Annotated in this window: 17 protein-coding genes (1 of these 17 cut by a window edge); 14 read left to right on the top strand and 3 right to left on the bottom strand. The window is 62.4% G+C overall.

The genetic code is table 11. From position 1 onward, the window contains the following. Positions 1-58 precede the first annotated feature (58 nt). The 10 genes from GLX_RS14055 (at position 59) to thiL (ending at position 10,955) form a co-directional block, all read left to right on the top strand. Positions 59-622 (top strand): sigma-70 family RNA polymerase sigma factor, encoded by a 564-nt coding sequence (locus GLX_RS14055; RefSeq protein ID WP_041247459.1) that lies wholly within the window; start codon positions 59-61, stop codon positions 620-622. 181 nt (positions 623-803) lie between these two features. Further along, complete coding sequence (locus GLX_RS19040) at positions 804-986, top strand: hypothetical protein (RefSeq protein ID WP_041247460.1); 183 nt, start codon at positions 804-806, stop codon at positions 984-986. Further along, positions 987-2,789 (top strand): sensor histidine kinase, encoded by a 1,803-nt coding sequence (locus tag GLX_RS14065; protein ID WP_014106631.1) that lies wholly within the window; start codon positions 987-989, stop codon positions 2,787-2,789. Positions 2,790-2,887: 98 nt separating this feature from the next. Continuing rightward, positions 2,888-4,600: a thiol reductant ABC exporter subunit CydD gene (gene cydD / locus GLX_RS14070; RefSeq protein ID WP_014106632.1), complete on the top strand. Its 1,713-nt coding sequence runs from the start codon at positions 2,888-2,890 to the stop codon at positions 4,598-4,600. Continuing rightward, positions 4,597-6,294 (top strand): thiol reductant ABC exporter subunit CydC, encoded by a 1,698-nt coding sequence (cydC, locus tag GLX_RS14075; protein WP_014106633.1) that lies wholly within the window; start codon positions 4,597-4,599, stop codon positions 6,292-6,294. Before cydD ends, cydC begins: the two co-directional genes overlap by 4 nt. Before the next feature lie 135 nt (positions 6,295-6,429). Next, complete coding sequence (locus GLX_RS14080; RefSeq protein ID WP_014106634.1) at positions 6,430-6,804, top strand: OmpA family protein; 375 nt, start codon at positions 6,430-6,432, stop codon at positions 6,802-6,804. A 23-nt stretch (positions 6,805-6,827) separates the two neighbouring features. After that, a complete protein-coding gene (gene recQ, locus GLX_RS14085; protein WP_014106635.1) occupies positions 6,828-8,663 on the top strand; it encodes a DNA helicase RecQ in 1,836 nt (611 codons plus the stop codon). A gap of 164 nt (positions 8,664-8,827) precedes the next feature. Then, a complete protein-coding gene (gene nrdR / locus GLX_RS14090; RefSeq protein ID WP_014106636.1) occupies positions 8,828-9,334 on the top strand; it encodes a transcriptional regulator NrdR in 507 nt (168 codons plus the stop codon). Between the two features lie 72 nt (positions 9,335-9,406). Continuing rightward, positions 9,407-9,955, top strand: a complete 549-nt coding sequence (gene nusB / locus GLX_RS14095) for a transcription antitermination factor NusB (RefSeq protein ID WP_014106637.1) — start codon at positions 9,407-9,409, stop codon at positions 9,953-9,955. Between the two features lie 16 nt (positions 9,956-9,971). Continuing rightward, a complete protein-coding gene (thiL, locus tag GLX_RS14100) occupies positions 9,972-10,955 on the top strand; it encodes a thiamine-phosphate kinase (RefSeq protein WP_014106638.1) in 984 nt (327 codons plus the stop codon). Between the two features lie 8 nt (positions 10,956-10,963). On the opposite strand, the gene GLX_RS14105 is transcribed toward thiL, so the two are convergent. Next, the gene (locus GLX_RS14105) at positions 10,964-12,124 is read right to left on the bottom strand and encodes a hypothetical protein (protein ID WP_014106639.1); all 1,161 of its coding nucleotides are present in this window, start codon (positions 12,122-12,124) and stop codon (positions 10,964-10,966) included. A 181-nt stretch (positions 12,125-12,305) separates the two neighbouring features. Here GLX_RS14105 and GLX_RS14110 point away from each other — a divergent pair, with 181 nt between their 5' ends. Together GLX_RS14110 and glk are read left to right on the top strand one after the other, a co-directional pair. Then, complete coding sequence (locus GLX_RS14110; protein WP_231850350.1) at positions 12,306-13,079, top strand: SDR family NAD(P)-dependent oxidoreductase; 774 nt, start codon at positions 12,306-12,308, stop codon at positions 13,077-13,079. Between the two features lie 237 nt (positions 13,080-13,316). After that, entirely contained in the window at positions 13,317-14,285 is a 969-nt protein-coding gene (glk, locus tag GLX_RS14115) for a glucokinase (protein WP_014106641.1), read from the top strand. Positions 14,286-14,364: 79 nt separating this feature from the next. Here the strand turns inward: glk and GLX_RS14120 are convergent, their stop codons facing one another. Then, positions 14,365-14,817, bottom strand: a complete 453-nt coding sequence (locus GLX_RS14120; protein WP_014106642.1) for a hypothetical protein — start codon at positions 14,815-14,817, stop codon at positions 14,365-14,367. A gap of 369 nt (positions 14,818-15,186) precedes the next feature. Here GLX_RS14120 and GLX_RS14130 point away from each other — a divergent pair, with 369 nt between their 5' ends. Further along, positions 15,187-16,890: a thiamine pyrophosphate-binding protein gene (locus tag GLX_RS14130; protein ID WP_041247904.1), complete on the top strand. Its 1,704-nt coding sequence runs from the start codon at positions 15,187-15,189 to the stop codon at positions 16,888-16,890. A gap of 17 nt (positions 16,891-16,907) precedes the next feature. Here GLX_RS14130 and GLX_RS14135 read toward each other — a convergent pair whose 3' ends face one another. After that, the gene (locus tag GLX_RS14135; protein ID WP_014106644.1) at positions 16,908-17,405 is read right to left on the bottom strand and encodes a hypothetical protein; all 498 of its coding nucleotides are present in this window, start codon (positions 17,403-17,405) and stop codon (positions 16,908-16,910) included. Between the two features lie 179 nt (positions 17,406-17,584). Between GLX_RS14135 and GLX_RS14140 the strand changes: the two genes are divergently transcribed. Further along, positions 17,585-17,922, top strand: partial view of a hydroxyethylthiazole kinase gene (locus GLX_RS14140; RefSeq protein ID WP_041247462.1) — the 5' portion only. It continues 472 nt past the right edge of the window; 338 of the gene's 810 nt are visible here — the first part of the coding sequence; its start codon is at positions 17,585-17,587; its stop codon lies off the right edge, out of view.

Raw genomic sequence — 17,922 nt, forward strand, 5'->3', positions numbered from 1 at the left:
ACCTTTTGTCCGCTCCGTTCATTCCTCCTGCATGAACGACACAAAAGGGGATAAGAAAATGACCGGCAGTTTTCATGACGAGATGATTGCAATCCTGCCCCGCCTGCGCGTTCAGGCCCTGTCGCTCACGCGCAACCGCGCGGCAGCGGATGATCTGGTGCAGGATGCCGTATGCAACGCACTGGCCGCCCAGCACAGTTTTACGCCCGGTACCAATTTTTCAGCCTGGATGCACCGCATCCTGCGCAACCGCTTCATTTCTGACCTGCGCAAGAAGCGCGAGACCGGCAATATCGAGGATGTGCCCGCCTCCGCCATGGCGGGTAGCGGTGCACATGAAGAACGCCTGGTGGTCAAGGAACTGGCCGAAGCCATGAACCGCCTGCCCGCCGACCAGCGCGAGGCGCTGGTATTGGTAGTGATGCAGGGCATGAGCTACGACGAACTGGCAGCCGCCACGGGTTGTGCCGTGGGCACGGCCAAGAGTCGCGTCTTCCGCGCCCGCCGTCAGCTTGCCACGTGGCTGTATGGTGAAGAGCGCGATATGTCGACCGTTGAACTGCGTGGTGCCGTGCGGCGTCTGCGTGCCCGTGTGGGGGAACAGGTTGCGGCACCATTCTGACCGAATGAATTCCCACTTTGAATTGTGGTGTTAATATGGCACTGACAGATGTGCCCGCGTCACTCTGTCAGAATACGGTAGCGTCGGATTCGTTCCCTGTAATGCGGGGGTAGCAGGGCAGGATGTGCGTCCCGCATGTGCGGAGGCTGTGCAGGGTGGGAATTTACTTCGGGATAATGCGATGGCTCTGAAGGACAAATGTCCTCCCAGGCAACCAGGAAAGAAGTCAGCAAACAGATCGGATGATGCGTTTGAGCTATGGTTGAAGCGGGGACTGCATCAGTTGTTCGATGATGTGACCAAGGAACCTGTCCCCGAGGAACTCCTGCGCTTGATTGAGGAAAACCGGAAACGGACAAAATAAATGTCCGTGTTTTCCTCTTCCGGCCAAGGCAGGCAGACCCGCCACCGTAGTCTGTTCACGCGTATCGGGCGGGTGTTCGATGCCGTGCGTGGCCGGATGATGGCCATCATCCTTCTCGCCGCGACCCCCATCGCCGTAATCGGCGCGGTGCAGGCATGGCACAGCTATCATACCACGCTGGAATCGCCGGGCTACCGTACGGACATGGCGGTATCGCACATCGACCTGGAACTGCGTCACGAATCCGAACATATCAGTTCGCTGCTCAAGGCCGTCTCGCGCATGCGGCTTGATGAAAGCAGCCAGCACCGCATGCTTGAACTGGTCCAGTCCCTGACCGGGCAGCATTATAGCCAGATTGCTCTGACCGATGACCGTGGCAATGTCCTGACCGCCGTGGGGCGCATGAAGGATGTCATGCCACTTACAGTGGATGACATGCCACGCTTTCAAGGTGATGTCGGCATACGGGTGATCACCGATCCCGTCACCCATGTTCCCATTGCCTTCCGCATTACCGTCGCTACCATGATCGGGGACGATATGGGGCGCCCAGTACGCGCGGGCTACCTTGCCGCCATCATGCCCCTGTCCTGGCGCAGCGGTATATTGCAGTCCAGTGACCCCAGGCTGGACCTCGTGCAGCAGAATGGCCCGATCGAGATATGGGTAATTGATGGTGGCGCGCGCCAGGCCACCCCGCTCTGTGCGGATTGTAACTGGGGCCTCCAGCCGCCTGAGCGGATTATGCAATGGGCGCGTGTCATGATGGCGCAGGGGCAGGAGCAGGCGCATATCACCCTGTCCGATGGCGCGTTTTCCATCGGCCGTGTGCTGGGAGGCGTGCATGTGCTGACCATGACGCGACGCAACGCCGGAGAGCGGCATGCGGTGGTCATGTTCGCGATATCACTGGTCAGCAGCGGCCTGCTGCTGCTCGTCGGCCTGCTTGGGGCGTCCAAGAGCGCGGACGTGCTGGTCATCACACCGTTGCGCAGGCTTACGGCATCAGTCAACCAGTGGCAGTTGGGTGGCATGTATGAAGTGCGTTCCAACTGGGCCATGCCGCTGGAGGTCAGGCAGCTTGCGCATGCCTTCAGCAAGGCGACCCGCAGGCTGGCGCGGCATGAAAAGCGGCTGGAACGCGCACAGGTGCGCCAGGAACTACTGCTCAAGGAAATGCACCACCGGGTCAAGAACAACCTGCAGATCGTGGCGTCCCTGCTCAACCTTCAGGCTGGCCGCATCCGCCAACCCGCCGCGCGTGAGGAGTTCGCCCAAGCGCGCGACCGGGTGCGTGCGCTGGCCACTCTGCACCGCTACCTTTATGCCGATGGTGAACTGTACAGCCTGAACATGCAGAGTTTCGTGCGCGAACTATGCGGCCAGATCATGCACGCCATTGGTGAATCCGACGATGGACGGATCACGCTCGATATCCGCGTGGATGACCTGCTCATGGTGCCGGACCAGGCCGTGCCACTGGCCCTGATTGTGACCGAAGCGGTCAGCAATACGATCAAGTATGCCTTTCCCGATCAGCAGCGCGGCACGCTGGAAGTGGGGCTGCGCGCGCTCGATGGGGCGCGTGCCTGCTTGTGGATTGCCGATAACGGTATAGGCATGGCCGCCGCACGCAGCCATGGGGAAGGACAGGAAGCCCGCAGCGGGATCGGCATGCAGCTTATCCGCGGTTTCGCGCGCCAGCTTGGGGGTGACCTGCAGATATTTGAGGAAAACGGGACACGTTATGTCGTTGTTTTTCCACTCAAGCAGCCCGAAGAGGACGAACTGGTCCTCTGATTGCATGCAAAAATGCATGGCAGAGTCATGATCCGGGCAGTTTGGGGCGATACATGATGGCTGTCCCTGTGCCGTGTCATTCGGTATAGGGAGCGATCATGAGCGATGACAAGACAGTGATGAAGGCGTGGACAAAGGCACAGTCGCGTCTTGGGCGCAGGCTGGCCATGCCTGTTGTGTTGCTGGGACTGGCGGTGGCCGGGGTGGGGGTAGCGCAGGTCTGGTGCGTGGCCAACGTACTGGCCTGCGTTTTAGTGCCCGGCGGCATGCCGGTGGCGATATGGGCGCTTGTCGGCCTTGCAGGTCTGGCCTTGCTGCGTGCTGTGCTGCAGATGGGTGTGGACGTTCTGGCTGCCCGTGCGGGGGTAAAGGCACGCGCCCGCCTGCGCGGTGGCGTGGTCGATGCGATCCTGCGCGGCGGGCCGGGGTTGCTGCGTAACCACCATAGCGGGGAACTCGCCGCCCTTGCCGTTGACCGGATCGAGGCGCTGGATGGTTTTTTCGCCCGCTGGCTGCCAGCTTCCGTGCTGTGGATCGCGGCACCGCTTGTCATTGGTATCCTCGCAGCTCTGGTCCAGCCCGGCTCGGCGCTGATCATGGCCGTATGCGGCATTGCCGTGCCGTTTGGTCAGGCGCTGTTCGGCATTGGCGCGGCGGTGGCATCGCGCAACCAGTTCCTGGCCATGACCCGACTGCAGGCCCGCTTTCTGGACCGGGTGCGCGGTATTGCCACCATCGTGCTGTCCGGCCGGACCGAGGATGAGACCCGCCGTCTTGCCGCGAGTGCGGAGGAACTGCGCCTGCGCACCATGAAGGTGCTGCGGGTGGCGTTCCTGTCCTCCGCCTCTATCGACTGTGCGCTGGTGGTGGCGCTGGTGCTGGTGGCGGTGCGCAACGGGGCGCAGGTCATGGCAATGCATGAGCAGGGTGTGCCCGCGACGGTCATGGCGGCGCATGTGGCGCGTGGGCTGTTTGTCGTGCTGCTGGTGCCGGAATTCTTTGCGCCTTTCCGTAGTCTCGCCCTTGCCTATCAGGATCGCGCCCACGCATCGGGGGCGGCTGCCGCCATGCGGATACTGCCCGATACGGACACCGCCCGCGCCGAAGGCCAAGCGCTGTGTGATGCGGGTCATGGCATCAGCATCGCGTTCAAGAATGTGGGCTTTGCATGGGATGCGGCCCGCGGGCCGACGCTTGATGATGTGTCCTTCAGTGTGCCCGCAGGTCAGGCAGTGGTGTTGTGGGGGCCGTCGGGTTCGGGCAAGTCCACTCTTCTTGAAATGCTGCTGGGCTTTATCCAGCCCGCCAGTGGACTGATCACGTTCAATGGCACCGACATGACGGCGATTGATCCCGCCGCCCTCGTGGCCATGACATCTTGGATCGGTCAGAAGCCGGTATTGTTTGCGGGAACGCTGCGCGAAAACATTCTCTTTGCCCGCCCCGATGCAACGCAGGCCGAACTGCAGGCCGCGGTTACGGCGGCGGCGGCGGACAGTTTCGTGGCCCTGCTACCCCATGGGCTTGATACCGTGATTGGCGAGGGCGGGTTTGGCCTGTCAGGCGGACAGGCGCAGCGGGTGGCGATTGCGCGCGCCTTTCTCAAGGACGCACCACTGCTGCTGCTTGATGAACCGACCTCCCACCTTGACCCGGAAACGGAGGCGGACGTGTTCGCCAGCCTGCGTCGGCTGGCCGTGCACCGTACTGTCATTCTTGCCAGCCATTCGCCTGCGGCTTCCGGTTTTGGCGGACAGCGGATCGACCTTGATCACGGGCGTATTGTCACCAGCGGGGAGCATGCATCGTGAAATCCACGGAAAACCGGGAATTCTCGCGCCAGGCACAGCGTGAAGGCGTGCTGGCACCGGTGCTGCAGATCTTGCAGATATGGCAGCGTCGCGCGCCCCTGCTCACGGCGGGAGCACTCCTGTCGCTGTTGGCGCTGCTGATCGGCCTGCTGCTCATGCGCGCGGCGGGGCTGCGTGTGGCGGCCATGACGGTGGGCATGCTGGTTGTCACCACCGGGGCGCTGCGTATCTTTGGCGTCTCACGCGTTATCCTGCGCTATACCGAGCGACTGGTCACGCATGATGCCATGTTCCGCGCGCTGGCTGATGTGCGGGTGTGGTTCTTCCGCCATCTGGCGCGTGGTGCTGCGGCGGGGCTCGGCTTCCGCCGTGCGGGGGACCTGCTTTCGCGCCTTGTATCCGATGTCGAGGCGCTGGACGGGCTTTACCTGCGCATCATCATCCCGCTGGCGGGCGCGCTGCTGGTGCTGCCGTTCCTGTTCATTGCCATCAACATGGTCAATACCGAACTGGCGTTTGTCGTCAGTGGCCTGTTTGCCTGTGGTGCCTTTGGCCTGCCGTTTATTGCCGCCATGCTGGGGCGGCGTGAGGGCGGAGCGGTCAACCACGCCAGCGCCCAGTTGCGTATTGGCGTGCTGGATATGGTGGGCGGCCTGCGCGAGATCGCGACGTTTGGCGCGGAAGCGCGCATGCGCGATCATGTCCAGGCGCGTGACGGCGCCCTGTACCGCGCGCAGATGAAGCAGGCGCGCATGCTGGCCATGGCTGGGGCTGCGTCCTACCTGTGCGGGCAGGCGGCGGTACTGACCGTGCTGGCGGCAGCGCTGGGGCTGGGGTTGCCCCATATTGCCCCGCTGCCCGCAGCGGCGGTACTGTTCCTGACCATTGCCGCGTTTGAAAGCGTGGGCGGCCTGACCCGTGCGGGGGCGCTGGCGGGCAGCATTACCCGTGCCGCCGCGCGCGTGGTGGCGGTGGGGAGCGTGCCCGAACATGCCCCGCCGGAAGGCACGCAGCCAGCCCCGCAGGGCACGGATATCTGTTTCGAGCATGTTACCTTTCGTTGGGATGCCAACCGCTCACCGGTCATCAATGACCTGAGCCTGAACATCGCGGCGGGCGAGCGTATTGCGGTGCTTGGGGCTTCTGGGGCGGGCAAGTCCACGCTAGCGGCGCTCCTGCTCAAGGTGGTGGCGCCTGAGTCAGGCCGCATCACGCTGGGGGGGCAGGATATCGCCACCATCCGTGATGATGACCTGCGTGGGCGCATGGCGTGGCTTTCCCAGGCGACGCACCTGTTTGCCGATACGATTCGCGCCAACCTGCTGCTTGGCCGCCCCGATGCGGATGAGGCGGAACTGTGGGCAGCACTGGAGCAGGCGCAGGTGGCCGACGTGGTGCGCGATCTGCCCGAAGGGCTGGATTGCTGGCTGGGGGAAGGCGGGGCAAGCCTGTCTGGCGGGCAGGGCAGGCGGCTGGCGCTGGCCCGTGTGCTGCTTTCGCGCGCGCCGATCCTGATTCTGGATGAACCGGGCACGGGGCTTGATGCACGGACCGAGCAGGAATTCCTGCTGACCCTGAACGAGGTGACACGCGGGCGCACTGTCATCCTGATTGCCCACCGGCTTGCCGGAGTTGAAAAACTGGATCATGCGTGGCGGATTTCTGGCGGCAAGATGGCCGTAATTGGTGCATAAGAAGGCGGGCATGTCCGTCTGGAGGATTGACGTGCCCTGCCCCGCAGGGCACGAAGTAGCGGAAAATCGGGTCGGACACACCAGAAGAGCGCAAGCGGTCCGTCTTTGAATCTCTGAAACAGGAGTAAGTTCATCATGCGTCGCCTGTCCCTTCTTCTTGGTCTTGGTCTGCTGACAGGGTGTGCTAGTGGCCATCCGGGCAAGTATGTCGTGTTCTTTACCGAGAACTCGACCCAGCTCGACACGCCAGCCCAGACCGTTATCACGCAGGCCGCCCAGCGTGCGGTGTCCAGCCATGCCAACGTGCGGGTTGAAGGCTACGCATCCGCGAGCCATGACCTGTCGTCCGATGAGTTGCTGGCCATTGACCGCGCCAAGGTCGTGGCCCGTCAGCTGGTGGTGGATGGTGTGGATACCAGCCGCATCCACCAGCAGCCGCGTGGCCCGATGAATAACGAGAGCGGAGCGCTGGCATCCCGCCGCGTCGAGATCGAAGTGGGTGGACACTGAGCGAAGACTCCCAGCTTCATGACATGACAACGCCTGCAGGGCCGTCGCGCAACCCGCGCGACGTGCTTGCCGATGTCTTTGGTTTTCCTGATTTCCGCGGTCTGCAACAGCAGGCCGTGGATGAGGTCATGGCCGGGCGCGACTGTCTTGTGCTCATGCCCACCGGTGGCGGCAAGAGCGTGTGCTATCAGGTGCCTGCCCTGGCGCGACCAGGCACCGGGCTTGTCATATCGCCCCTGATTGCCCTGATGGATGACCAGGTGGCCGCCCTGCGCCAGCTTGGGGTCAATGCGGGTGCGCTCCATTCAGAACTGGAAGCCGATGAGGCCGCCCGTGTAAGATCCGACCTGGTGGCGGGACGGCTGGATATCCTCTACGTCTCGCCAGAGCGACTGCTCTCGCCGGGCATGCTGGAACGGCTGGGACGGCTTACGCTGTCCGTCATCGCTATTGACGAGGCGCATTGCATTTCTGCCTGGGGGCATGAATTCCGCCCCGAATACCGCGAACTGGCGGCCCTGCCGCAGCATTTCCCCCATGTGCCCCGCATTGCCCTGACCGCAACGGCGGATGCGCGCACGCGTAGCGATATCCTTGAAGCACTGGCCATGCCGGACGCAACCGTGCTCAAGGCCAGTTTCCATCGTCCCAACCTTGATATCGCGGTCCGGCCCAAAACATCGGAACTGCGGCAACTGACCGCCATACTGGACCGGCACCGGGGGGCTGCCTCCATCGTCTATTGTGGCAGTCGCAGCAAGACCGAACGCGTGGCGCGTTCGCTGGCAGGCAAGGGATATGCGGCGCTGCCGTTCCATGCCGGGCTCTCCCCGGTGGAAAAGCGGGCCGCCCTGATGCGCTTCCGTTCTGGTGAGCCGGTGGTGATTGTCGCCACCATCGCCTTTGGCATGGGCATTGACCGACCCGATGTCCGCGCTGTGGTGCATCTGGACATGCCTTCTTCCCCCGAAGGGTATTACCAGCAGATCGGCCGCGCGGGCCGTGATGGCGAACAGGCCGAGACCGTGCTGCTGTACGGTGGTGATGACATGGCGCGCGCGCGGTACTGGCTGGAACAGTCCAACGCACCCGATGCCCAGAAACGGATCATGAGCGCGCGGCTGGAAGCCATGATCGCCCTGACCGAGACAACCGGCTGTCGCACCCAGTCGCTGCTTTCCTGCTTTGGCGAGGAACTGGACCATGCCTGCGGCCATTGCGACAACTGCCGCACTCCGGTGGCCACATTCGACGGTACCGTTGCGGCGCAGAAGGTACTCTCCGCCATCTACCGTACCGGCCAGCGCTTTGGCGCGGTGCATGTTGTAGGTGTACTGCGTGGCAAGGGGTCGGACATGGTCTCACGCCATGGGCATGAGAAGCTGAGCGTGTTCGGCATAGGCCAGGACCGGCCGGAACCTTTCTGGCGGGGTGTGATCCGTCAGCTCATTGCGCGTGGCGCGATAAAGGTGACGGGTGAATACAATTCCCTGGCGCTGGAGGAAGGGCGCGCGCGCCCCATCCTGCGCGGGGAAGAGCCGATCATGCTGCGCGAAGATGCGACCGAGGATCTCAAAGCTGCTACCCGCACGGCAGGAGGAAATACCCGGTCGCAACGCCCTGATCTTGCGCCCGATGCGGCAGCGCGGTACGAAGCCCTGCGGACATGGCGGCTGGGAGAAGCGCGGGAACAGGAAATCCCCCCCTACGTTATTTTCCATGATGCCGTGCTGCATGATATTGCCATGGAGCGGCCTACTACGCTCGATGAACTTGGTATGATCCGTGGGGTTGGTGGCTCCAAGTTGGCCCGTTATGGTGAGGCCGTGCTGAATGTGCTGGCGGAAGTCGGCCCTTAGAGCACTTTCACCGAAAACCGGTTCGGTGGAGATGTTCTGGTTTATTGTTTGTACGAGCATCTTCACCTGTTTGGATGCACGCATTCAGCCAGGATCTGCTCTAGCCCGGCAGGTGGCCGGTCCGGGCCGCCTTTTTTTGCTCCGTAGTCAGGAATCCGTTTTGTATGCGTTGCCCTTTTTGTGGAAATGACGACACGCAGGTCAAAGACAGCCGCCCGCATGAAGATGGCGCGGCCATCCGGCGTCGGCGCATCTGTGGTTCATGCGGGCAGCGTTTTACCACCATCGAGCGCGTGCAACTGCGCGATCTTGTGGTCATCAAGGCCGACGGGCGCCGCGTACCGTTCGAGCGCGAGAAGATGGCGCGCTCGGTCCGTATCGCGCTGCGCAAGCGCCCGGTCGATGCCGAGCGGATCGAGCGGATCGTCAACGGCATTGTCCGCCGCCTTGAAGCGATGGGCGAGACCGACATTCCATCGCGTGATATCGGGCGGCTGGTCATGGAAACGCTGCGTGAGATTGATTCCGTAGCCTATATCCGTTTTGCCAGCGTGCACTGGGATTTCCGCGAGACCAAGGATTTTGCCGATATCCTCGACAGCATTTCCGCCTCCGTCTCGGGGGAGAATGGCCAGAACTTGTCCGCCATTGGCGACAAAGGCAAAGATTGAACTGGACCCCGCCGCCCAAAGAGGCGATGAAGCCCTGAATTCGCACCATCGCCACAGCAGGAGTAACCCGCCATGACACAGACAGACGGTGACCGGCAGTCCAAGGTCCGTTCCCGCACCGCATCACGCGTGGCGGCGGTTCAGGCCCTGTTCCAGATCGAGATAGGTGGCGAAAGCCCCGAGCATGTCATCAACCAGTTCAACCGGCACCGGCTGGCTACGTCTGCCGTGCCAGAGTGCAGCTATGCCGAAGGGCAGGTACCCGACGCCGATGGTCGCCTGTTCGGCATTGTGGTGCGCGGCGCCGTGGCGCGTCAGGGGCGTATTGATGGCCTGCTGCACGAGATCTTGCCCCCGTCATGGCCGCTGGCCCGGCTGGACCCGGTGCTGCGCGCGATCATGCATGCGGCAGGTGGCGAGATGACGGCAGCCGAACCCACGCCTGCGCGTGTCATCATTAACGAATACATGGATATCGCGCACGGCTTTCTGGCAGGCGATGAGCCGCGCATGCTTAACGGTGTGCTCGATGCCCTGTCGCGGCGCGTGAACGAACCCGAAACCCCTGTGGCCGAGGTGGTGCCTGTCCTTGATGGCTCGCCGGACAGCCCCGAATCCTGAAACGTGAAGAAGCACGATGGTGCATCGTGACCTGCCAGATGACGGGTTACCGGCCGAATTTGGCTTCATAGCCCGTATTTTCCGTCCGCTTGCTGGTCATGGCGCGCTGGACCTGCGTGATGATGCCGCCGTGTTCACCCCGCCATCCGGGCGGCAGCTTGTCATGGCGGCCGATGCGATGGTGGAAGGCGTGCATTTCCTGCCCGATGACCCGGCGGATACGGTTGGCCGCAAGCTGCTGCGCTGCAACCTGTCCGATCTTGCGGCTATGGATGCGACGCCTCTGGGCTACCTGCTGACGGTGTCCATGCCGCCTGCGCGGGACGAAGCATGGTTCACAGGCTTTGCCGCCGGTCTGGCACATGATCAGCAGGAATACGGCCTGACCCTTCTGGGAGGCGATACTACATCCACTACCGGCCCGCTGGTGCTCTCACTGACCATAGTGGGGCATGTCGCTCCCGGCATGGCGTTACGCCGTAGTACCGCGCGCGTGGGGGACGGTCTGTGGGTGACAGGCACGATCGGCGATGGCGCCATGGGGCTTCTGGCGCGCTGTGGCAAGGTGTCCGATGCAGATGGCTATCTGGCGGACCGCTACCAGTTGCCACGCCCCCGGCTGGGGCTGGACCTGCGGGGTATTGCCTCCGCTGGCATGGATATATCTGACGGGCTGTTACAGGACGTTGGGCATATGGCGCGTGAGAGTGGCGTGCGCGCCATCATTCATGCAGGCCAGGTGCCGCTCTCGCCTGCCGTGCGCGCGCTGGGGCCCCAATGGCTGCCCACATGCCTGGGTGGCGGCGATGACTATGAACTCCTGCTGGCGGTTCCCCCCGCGCACGAGGCGCGGCTTGTGGCGCATGCGCGGCAGTGCGGCATACAGGTTAGCCGTATTGGACAGGTGGCGGCCGGTACGGGCGTACGCGTGCTTGATGCCAGTGGGGGGGACATGGCGCTGGCCCGGCGTGGCTGGAGCCACGTGGGCGGCGGGGCGTAGGCGGGTCCTCAGTCCGTCAGCGGGCGGTCATATACCCGGTAGCGCTTGCAGGGCTGTGGCGTGATGCGTTCGATCAGGCGACGCATGGGCAGGTTGGTTTCCAGCACCCAGCCCAGTTCAATGGTACGATAGGGCAGGTTGCGCCCGCGCTTCATCAGTTCGGTAATGGCAAGGGCGGGCATGATCGCACCCAGCGCCGTGCCATCCAGCGCGGAACTGACCCCGAGCAGGATAACGCGGGCGGAATGGAATTCATGCCGCAGCAGTCGCTTGCCCAGTTTGAGCCACCCCAGCGGCGAGGGATCACCATTCAGGTCCCATGAGACATCGAACACATTGGGCACCACCAGCGCCACGCAGACCGGCTTGCCCGCCTGCTCGATCAGTACGAAATGCTCTGGCCGCAGGATGGGTTTCATCTCCACGATCATGGACTGGATATCCTCGCGCGCCAGCGGGATCGAGCCCCAGTTGTTTTTCCATGCATCATTGTAGAGCGTGCGCAGGATCTCGCCATCTTCCTCGATCCGGTCCATGCGCAGCCCACGGGTGGTGACATTGCCCAGCCGCCCTTCGCCCAGGCGCAGGCTGGCGGGGACCAGATGGGCTTCCTCCGCATCGGGGCCGGTGCGCATCTGGTAGGCCACCAGGTCGCGGATCTTGGTGCAGCCACACGCTTCCATCATGCCCGGCAGCCATTGCGGGTGCCATGGCATGGCCACCATGGGCATGGCGTGGTGGCCTTCGATCATCACGCCGAACTCACCGTTGCTGTCCAGCGTCTGCGGCCCGCGCATCAGCTTCATGCCATGCTGGCGCAGCCATGTGCCCGCTGCGTCCAGCAGGGCGGATACGACCGCCAGGTCATCGATTGCATCCAGCGCCCCGAAGAACCCTACCGGTTCGCCATAATGTTCCATCGAGACAGGATCGATCTGCGCCGAGATCCGGCCCACCGCTCGCTCGCCACGCATGGCAAGGAAATACTGCGCCCGACCCATGCGGAAGAAGGCATTCTTGCGCGGCGTGAGCAGATCGCGCTGGGTCAGATCCAGGGGTGGTACGTAACCGGGCAGGCCAGCGTATAGGCGGCGGGGCAGCTGGATAAAGGTGGTCATCTGACGAAAGCCGGAAACGGGAATGATAGTAAGACGATCGGTTTCGTTCATGACCGGTTCGTTGCATCCTGCACATTACCGGCAAGGCCCCTTGTTTCCATGGTGGAACCGCTCAGGCTATGCAGGCATGGGTTGAGAGAAGTGATTCGGTGGTTCGTCCTGTTGTTGTGCTCATTGCACAGATGGACCCTGAAAAGGAAGATGGACAATGACAGTAAGGACCGCATCACGCATGGATGAAGGTAGATATGTGCTGATTACGGGTGCATCCAGCGGGATCGGGGCGGAACTGGCGTGGCTGTACGCAGCCCGTGGGCGTCCCCTCGTGCTGTGGGGACGCAATGCCGAACGACTGGAAAACGTGGCGGCCCGCGCCCGTAGCCATGGTGTGGACGTGTATACGCGCGTGCTGGACGTGGCCGATGGTCAGGCTGCCATCGCAGCCCTGCGTGCAGATGATGACAGCCATCCCGTAGGCATTGCTATTCTTGCCGCGGGTCTTGGAGACATGCGGCGTGGGAACGACGTGGTGGAAAGGGCGGAGGACGTGCTCAGGCTGGGGCTGGTCAATTATGCCACGCCATCGGCCATGGCTGCGGCCGCAGCCGAGCGCATGGTCGCGCGCGGGCGGGGGCATATCGTGCTGATAGGCTCGGTTGCTGCCTTCCATGCCCTGCCGTTTGCTGCTGCCTATTCTGGATCCAAGGCGGGGCTGAAGCGTTTTGCCGAGGCGCAACAGATGGCGCTGGCCCCGCTTGGCGTGGGGGTTACGCTGGTCTCGCCGGGATTTGTGGATACCCCCATGAGCCGCCGCGTGGTGGGGGCGAAGCCGTTCCTGCAGACCGCTCCCATGGCCGCGCGCAAGATTGCCCGCGCAGTGGACCGTGACCGGCCTCATCTTGTTTTCCCGTTCCTGTTTTCCGTGCTGCGGCTGGTCGATACCCTGGTGCCGTGGCCACTCAAGCGGCGCATCCTGTCTGCCATCCGGGCGGACCAGATGGACTGACTGCATGGCCTGATCTGTCATGGTTCGGGCGGATTGTGGTCATTTCGTGACATTAATCAATGAAATTGGCTGCTGCATGGGCTTGCTTTCCACACAGATATGTTAACCATCAGCCCTGCGATGCCTGATTTTTTGTCCCCTGTTGCGTAGAATGTGATGGGAGCGGCATGATCGTAGACTGTTTTTTTGCAATTGCAGGCAAGGAGCATGCCGCATGGGCACGGAGCGTGACCGGACATGAAAGAGATCGTAGCAGTTGATATTGGCGGGACGCATGCCCGTTTCGCCATTGCCCAGGTAGACCAGGGTCGGGTTGTCACGCTGGGGGAAGCCGTGACCCTGAAATGCGCCGATCATGCCAGCCTGCAACTGGCATGGGAAGCCTTTGCCCGCGTAATCGACCGCCCGCTACCCAAGTCGGCTGGCATTGCTGTGGCGTGTCCCATCAAGGGTGATATCCTCAAGCTGACCAACAACCCGTGGGTGATCCAGCCCGCGTGGCTGCCGGTCAAGCTGGGGGTGGACGAACTGATCCTTGTCAATGATTTTGGGGCCGTGGCCCACGCAGTGGCGCAGGTAGGGGAAGGCAGCCTCCAGCATATCTGCGGGCCTGACGTACCCCTGCCCGAACAGGGCGTCATAACCGTGGTGGGACCGGGCACCGGACTGGGTTCAGCCTATGTCGTGCGCCGCAAGAACGGCTACTTCGTATGCGAGACCGAGGGCGGGCATATCGACTTCTCCCCGCTTGACCAGTTGGAAGACCGTATTCTGACTGTGCTGCGCCGCCGCTACCGCCGCGTATCGGTCGAGCGTGTGGTATCCGGGCCGGGCCTGCTGAACCTGTATGAGGCGATTGCCGAGATGGGTGAGCTTTCGGTCAAGGCGCGTGATGACAAGGCACTGTGGACCATGGCGCTGGAAGGCTCCGACCCTGTAGCTGCTGCCGCGCTGGAGCGTTTCTGCCTTAGCCTGGGCACGGTTGCGGGCGACCTGGCCCTGGCACAGGGGGGCAGCGCGGTGGTGATTGCTGGCGGGCTTGGCCTGCGTCTGGCCAAGCACCTGCCCAGTTCCGGTTTTGCCGAGCGTTTTGTAGCCAAGGGTCGCTTTGAAGGCATGATGTCGGAAATGCCGGTCAAGCTGATCACCTACCCGCAGCCCGGCCTGCTCGGTGCCGCCGCAGCCTTTGCAGAAGCCTACCGCTAACCTGCCTTAAAGTCCCGCCTGCCCGGTGGCATCCCGCCCATGGCGGAAACCACCGGGCAGAGAGACACAGGCGGTGTTTTCAGCCGCGCCACAGATGACCGGGCATGGCATCATACTGCCGGGTCAGAAACTCCAGCAGCACCGCGATCATATGCGCCACGTCATGCGGATTGTGCTGGGTATGGTAGGCTAGTTCATGCATTGGCATGTTGTTGATCATGGTGGCGATCAGGACACGCTCGTAGCGGTTGCCGATAATTTCGTGAATATACCTGTAGCGGTTGATTGACCCCATGCGCCCGTTAAGCGGGCGGCGCGACAGGCCGAACGATGTCCGGTCCAGATTCGGGTCATCTTCCCCCAACACGCCAATACGGTAATCCGTGGCCCAGAAACGGGCCGCAGCAATATGCTGTGCATTGAGCGTGCCAATACGGTGCAGGACTTCGATCACGGTAGGCAGCGGCAACTCGGCCGGGTGTGCCGTGTCCGATGGTGCGGGCGTATGGGTGGCGGGCGTATCAGCAGGCAAGGGGATTGCTTTCGTTTCGGCTCATGAAGCGTATCATCTTCACGTTCGCTTATATGGGTCAATTGAAAGAGTGCCCCGCATGCGTCCCAGCCATGAAAATATGCGTCTTCGTAGCGGAACGGGGGCCGCGTGGCCAGCGCGGCAAAAAAAACGGCATCATCCGGGCTGGAATGATGCCGTTAAGGTTCCGTGAGGAAGGTTGGGAAATCGACGGTTGGGAATCGGTCGGGTGTCCCACGGGTTGAATTTTCTTTAATGATAATAATTATTATTATCAAGAAAAAAGATATCCATATCAGATCCCTGTGGTGGACCAGACCATGAAAACGTGGTGCCATGGCCCCATGGAAAAAGCAGGCAGGGCAGAGCATGGCCATTACATCGCTTGAAGTCGCCACACAGCGGGCAGGGGGACGGCGGGGGGCCGATATTCTGCTCGAAATTCTGGAAAGTGAAGGGGTTCGCTACATTTTCGGCAATCCCGGCACCACGGAACTGCCGCTGATTGATGCCCTCCAGCGTCGGCCGGACCTGCATTATATCCTGGCCCTGCAGGAAGCGAGCGTGGTGGCCATGGCCGATGGTTATGCCCAGGCGGCTGGCCGGCCCGGTTTTCTGAACCTGCATACGGCAGGGGGACTGGGCCATGGCATGGGCAATCTGCTCAATGCCAGCGTTTCCCAGACCCCGCTGGTGGTTACGGCAGGCCAGCAGGATTCCCGGCACACGATTTCCGACCCGCTGCTGTTTGGCGATCTGGTTAGCATCGCAACGCCCGCAGTCAAATGGGCACAGGAAGTGCTGCATGCCGACCAGTTGCCGGTGCTGGTGCGCCGGGCCTTCAACGATTCGATGGCGGCCCCTTCCGGTCCTGTATTCCTCTCCCTGCCCATGGATGTGATGGAAGAGGCCAGTGATATCGACAGCGGCTTCCCGTCCATCATCAACCGGGACTCGATAGCTGGCGGCCTGCCGGAGTTGGCCCGGGCACTTGCCGCCATTACGCCGGGGCGGTTAGCCATCATTGCGGGTGATGAAGTGCATGGTGCCAATGCCGCGGCACAGGTCGCGGCGGTGGCCGAAGTGCTGGGTGCGCCGGTTTATGGCGCATCATGGCCATCACGCATACCGTTCGCTACGTCGTGCCCGCTATGGGCGGGCAACATGCCCACGCGTGCGACCGATATCGCCCGTCGTCTGTCGGATTATGATGCGATTTTCGCGCTGGGTGGCAAATCGCTGATTACCATTCTGTATTCTGAAGGCTCTCCCGTGCCATCGGGTTGTGCGGTCTATCAGGTCTCGGCCGATGCGCGTGATCTTGGCCGCACGTTCCAGACCCCACTTTCGCTTGTAGGCAATATCCGTGCCTCGCTTGAGGTCCTGCTGCCCCTGCTGGAACATGAAACCCTGCCCCGGAAGGCAGCATTCACGGCGGCGCGTGAAAATGTAGTGGCCGCCCGCGCAACCCGACGCGCGCAGGCACAGGCGCAGGTCGCCCATCATCGGGGGGACCCGGTCATCGCCCCTTGTGTTGCGGCCCATGAAGCCGTGCGCGCCATCGGCCCCAATGTTGCAATCGTGGATGAGGCGATCGCCACATCATCTTATACGCGCATGTTCCTCGATAGTGACTGGGCGGCGCAGTACTCCTTCCTGCGCGGGGGCGCGCTGGGCTGGGGCATGCCTGCCGCTGTCGGGGCATCTCTGGGGCTGGGGCGTGAGCCGGTGGTCTGTCTGGTCGGTGACGGGGCGGCCCTCTATTCCCCCCAGGCGTTATGGACAGCCGCGCACGAACAGTTGCCCGTGACCTTTGTGGTCATGAACAACCGTGAATACAATGTGCTCAAGGGCTTCATGCGCGGGCAGACACATTATGTTTCGGCGCGGGAAGATCGGTTCCTGGCCATGGACCTGCGCGACCCACCGATCGACTATCAGGCCATGGCGCTATCCTATGGCCTGGAGTCCCGGCTGGTGACGCGGGCGGGAGATATCGCACCCGTGATCGAGGCCGCCATGGCCTCGGGCCGACCCAACCTGGTCGAGATCGTGATCAGCACGGTTGCCTGAAACCGCCCGCTCCAACCTTACCGGATAGGGAAAGTGCATCTGGCGGGCGTAGCTTCCGCCCGTTCGCCACCCGGGTTCACGTGCAGGGTCAGCCGCATGACGGCTGCCGCCAGATGCGCGCCGCTGGTGCGCATGGTTGTCTTGATATCGACCCCGTGGTTGTTATCCAGCACGGCTACGTTGCGGCCACGGGCAATCGTTGCTTCTGCCCGAACAGACCAGTAGGTGCCATTAATGTCAGACAGGCGTGCAAGGTTGTACACCGTACCTTCCCCGCGCAGTCTGCTGTACCCGATGCCAATCGCGCCACCACCGCTTATCTTGACCGGATAGGAATGCATGCCGAAATAAAGTCGGCCTTTTCCCCATGAATAGCCACCGGCCACGGCCACATCGCGCAGGCTGAAGCATAGCTTTGCGGTGGGTTGCCCCAACGCATCCGCCGCATGCGCGCAAGGGGCGGCCAGTAGCCCAGCAGCAAGGAGAAAAGAGGCGGGAAGGTAAGCTGGGCGCACGGTATGTTCCTGCTACAATATGCTGACTTTAAAAGAGCATATGTGAAATAAGGGATAACCCGGCATGGTTGACCGGTAGCCTCCTTTGTATTTCAGTCCATTACCATCAAAAGGCAACCCCCTGTCCGTATCAGCACCGCAATCATGGGGCAACCATGAGGGAAAAGGAGCCGCGCCAAATGCCTGCCCACCCTGTTTTCATGGATTACGATACCCCGGCCTGCCAGGCTGTGGGGCAAAGAATTCGGGCAGGTGCGCCCTTTGTCTATGGACTGACCAATTATGTCGCAGCCCCCTTGAGTGCAAACGTGCTGCTGGCCGTGGGTGCTGCACCTGCCATAGGCGCAGCACCGGGCTGGCCGGATGGTTTTGGCGCGCGGGCCGGTGCGATGTGGGTCAATGCGGCGGGGCTGATCAACGGTAGTGTGGAGGATATGCGCACGGCTATTGCAGCAGCCAATACGGCGGGCGTACCATGGGTTCTGGATCCCGTGGCCATGGGAGCAGGGGTAGCTGG

Source organism: Komagataeibacter medellinensis NBRC 3288 (genome assembly GCF_000182745.2).
Taxonomy (GTDB): Bacteria; Pseudomonadota; Alphaproteobacteria; order Acetobacterales; family Acetobacteraceae; genus Komagataeibacter; species Komagataeibacter medellinensis.

What these genes read in the sequence shown, in the direction of transcription:
- GLX_RS14055 (WP_041247459.1), top strand. Translation starts at nt 59, where the DNA reads ATGACCGGCAGTTTTCATGACGAGATGATTGCAATCCTGCCCCGCCTG.
- GLX_RS19040 (WP_041247460.1), top strand. Translation starts at nt 804, where the DNA reads ATGGCTCTGAAGGACAAATGTCCTCCCAGGCAACCAGGAAAGAAGTCA.
- GLX_RS14065 (WP_014106631.1), top strand. Translation starts at nt 987, where the DNA reads ATGTCCGTGTTTTCCTCTTCCGGCCAAGGCAGGCAGACCCGCCACCGT.
- cydD (WP_014106632.1), top strand. Translation starts at nt 2,888, where the DNA reads ATGAGCGATGACAAGACAGTGATGAAGGCGTGGACAAAGGCACAGTCG.
- GLX_RS14080 (WP_014106634.1), top strand. Translation starts at nt 6,430, where the DNA reads ATGCGTCGCCTGTCCCTTCTTCTTGGTCTTGGTCTGCTGACAGGGTGT.
- recQ (WP_014106635.1), top strand. Translation starts at nt 6,828, where the DNA reads ATGACAACGCCTGCAGGGCCGTCGCGCAACCCGCGCGACGTGCTTGCC.
- nrdR (WP_014106636.1), top strand. Translation starts at nt 8,828, where the DNA reads ATGCGTTGCCCTTTTTGTGGAAATGACGACACGCAGGTCAAAGACAGC.
- nusB (WP_014106637.1), top strand. Translation starts at nt 9,407, where the DNA reads ATGACACAGACAGACGGTGACCGGCAGTCCAAGGTCCGTTCCCGCACC.
- thiL (WP_014106638.1), top strand. Translation starts at nt 9,972, where the DNA reads ATGGTGCATCGTGACCTGCCAGATGACGGGTTACCGGCCGAATTTGGC.
- GLX_RS14105 (WP_014106639.1), bottom strand. Translation starts at nt 12,124, where the DNA reads ATGAACGAAACCGATCGTCTTACTATCATTCCCGTTTCCGGCTTTCGT.
- GLX_RS14110 (WP_231850350.1), top strand. Translation starts at nt 12,306, where the DNA reads ATGGATGAAGGTAGATATGTGCTGATTACGGGTGCATCCAGCGGGATC.
- glk (WP_014106641.1), top strand. Translation starts at nt 13,317, where the DNA reads ATGAAAGAGATCGTAGCAGTTGATATTGGCGGGACGCATGCCCGTTTC.
- GLX_RS14130 (WP_041247904.1), top strand. Translation starts at nt 15,187, where the DNA reads ATGGCCATTACATCGCTTGAAGTCGCCACACAGCGGGCAGGGGGACGG.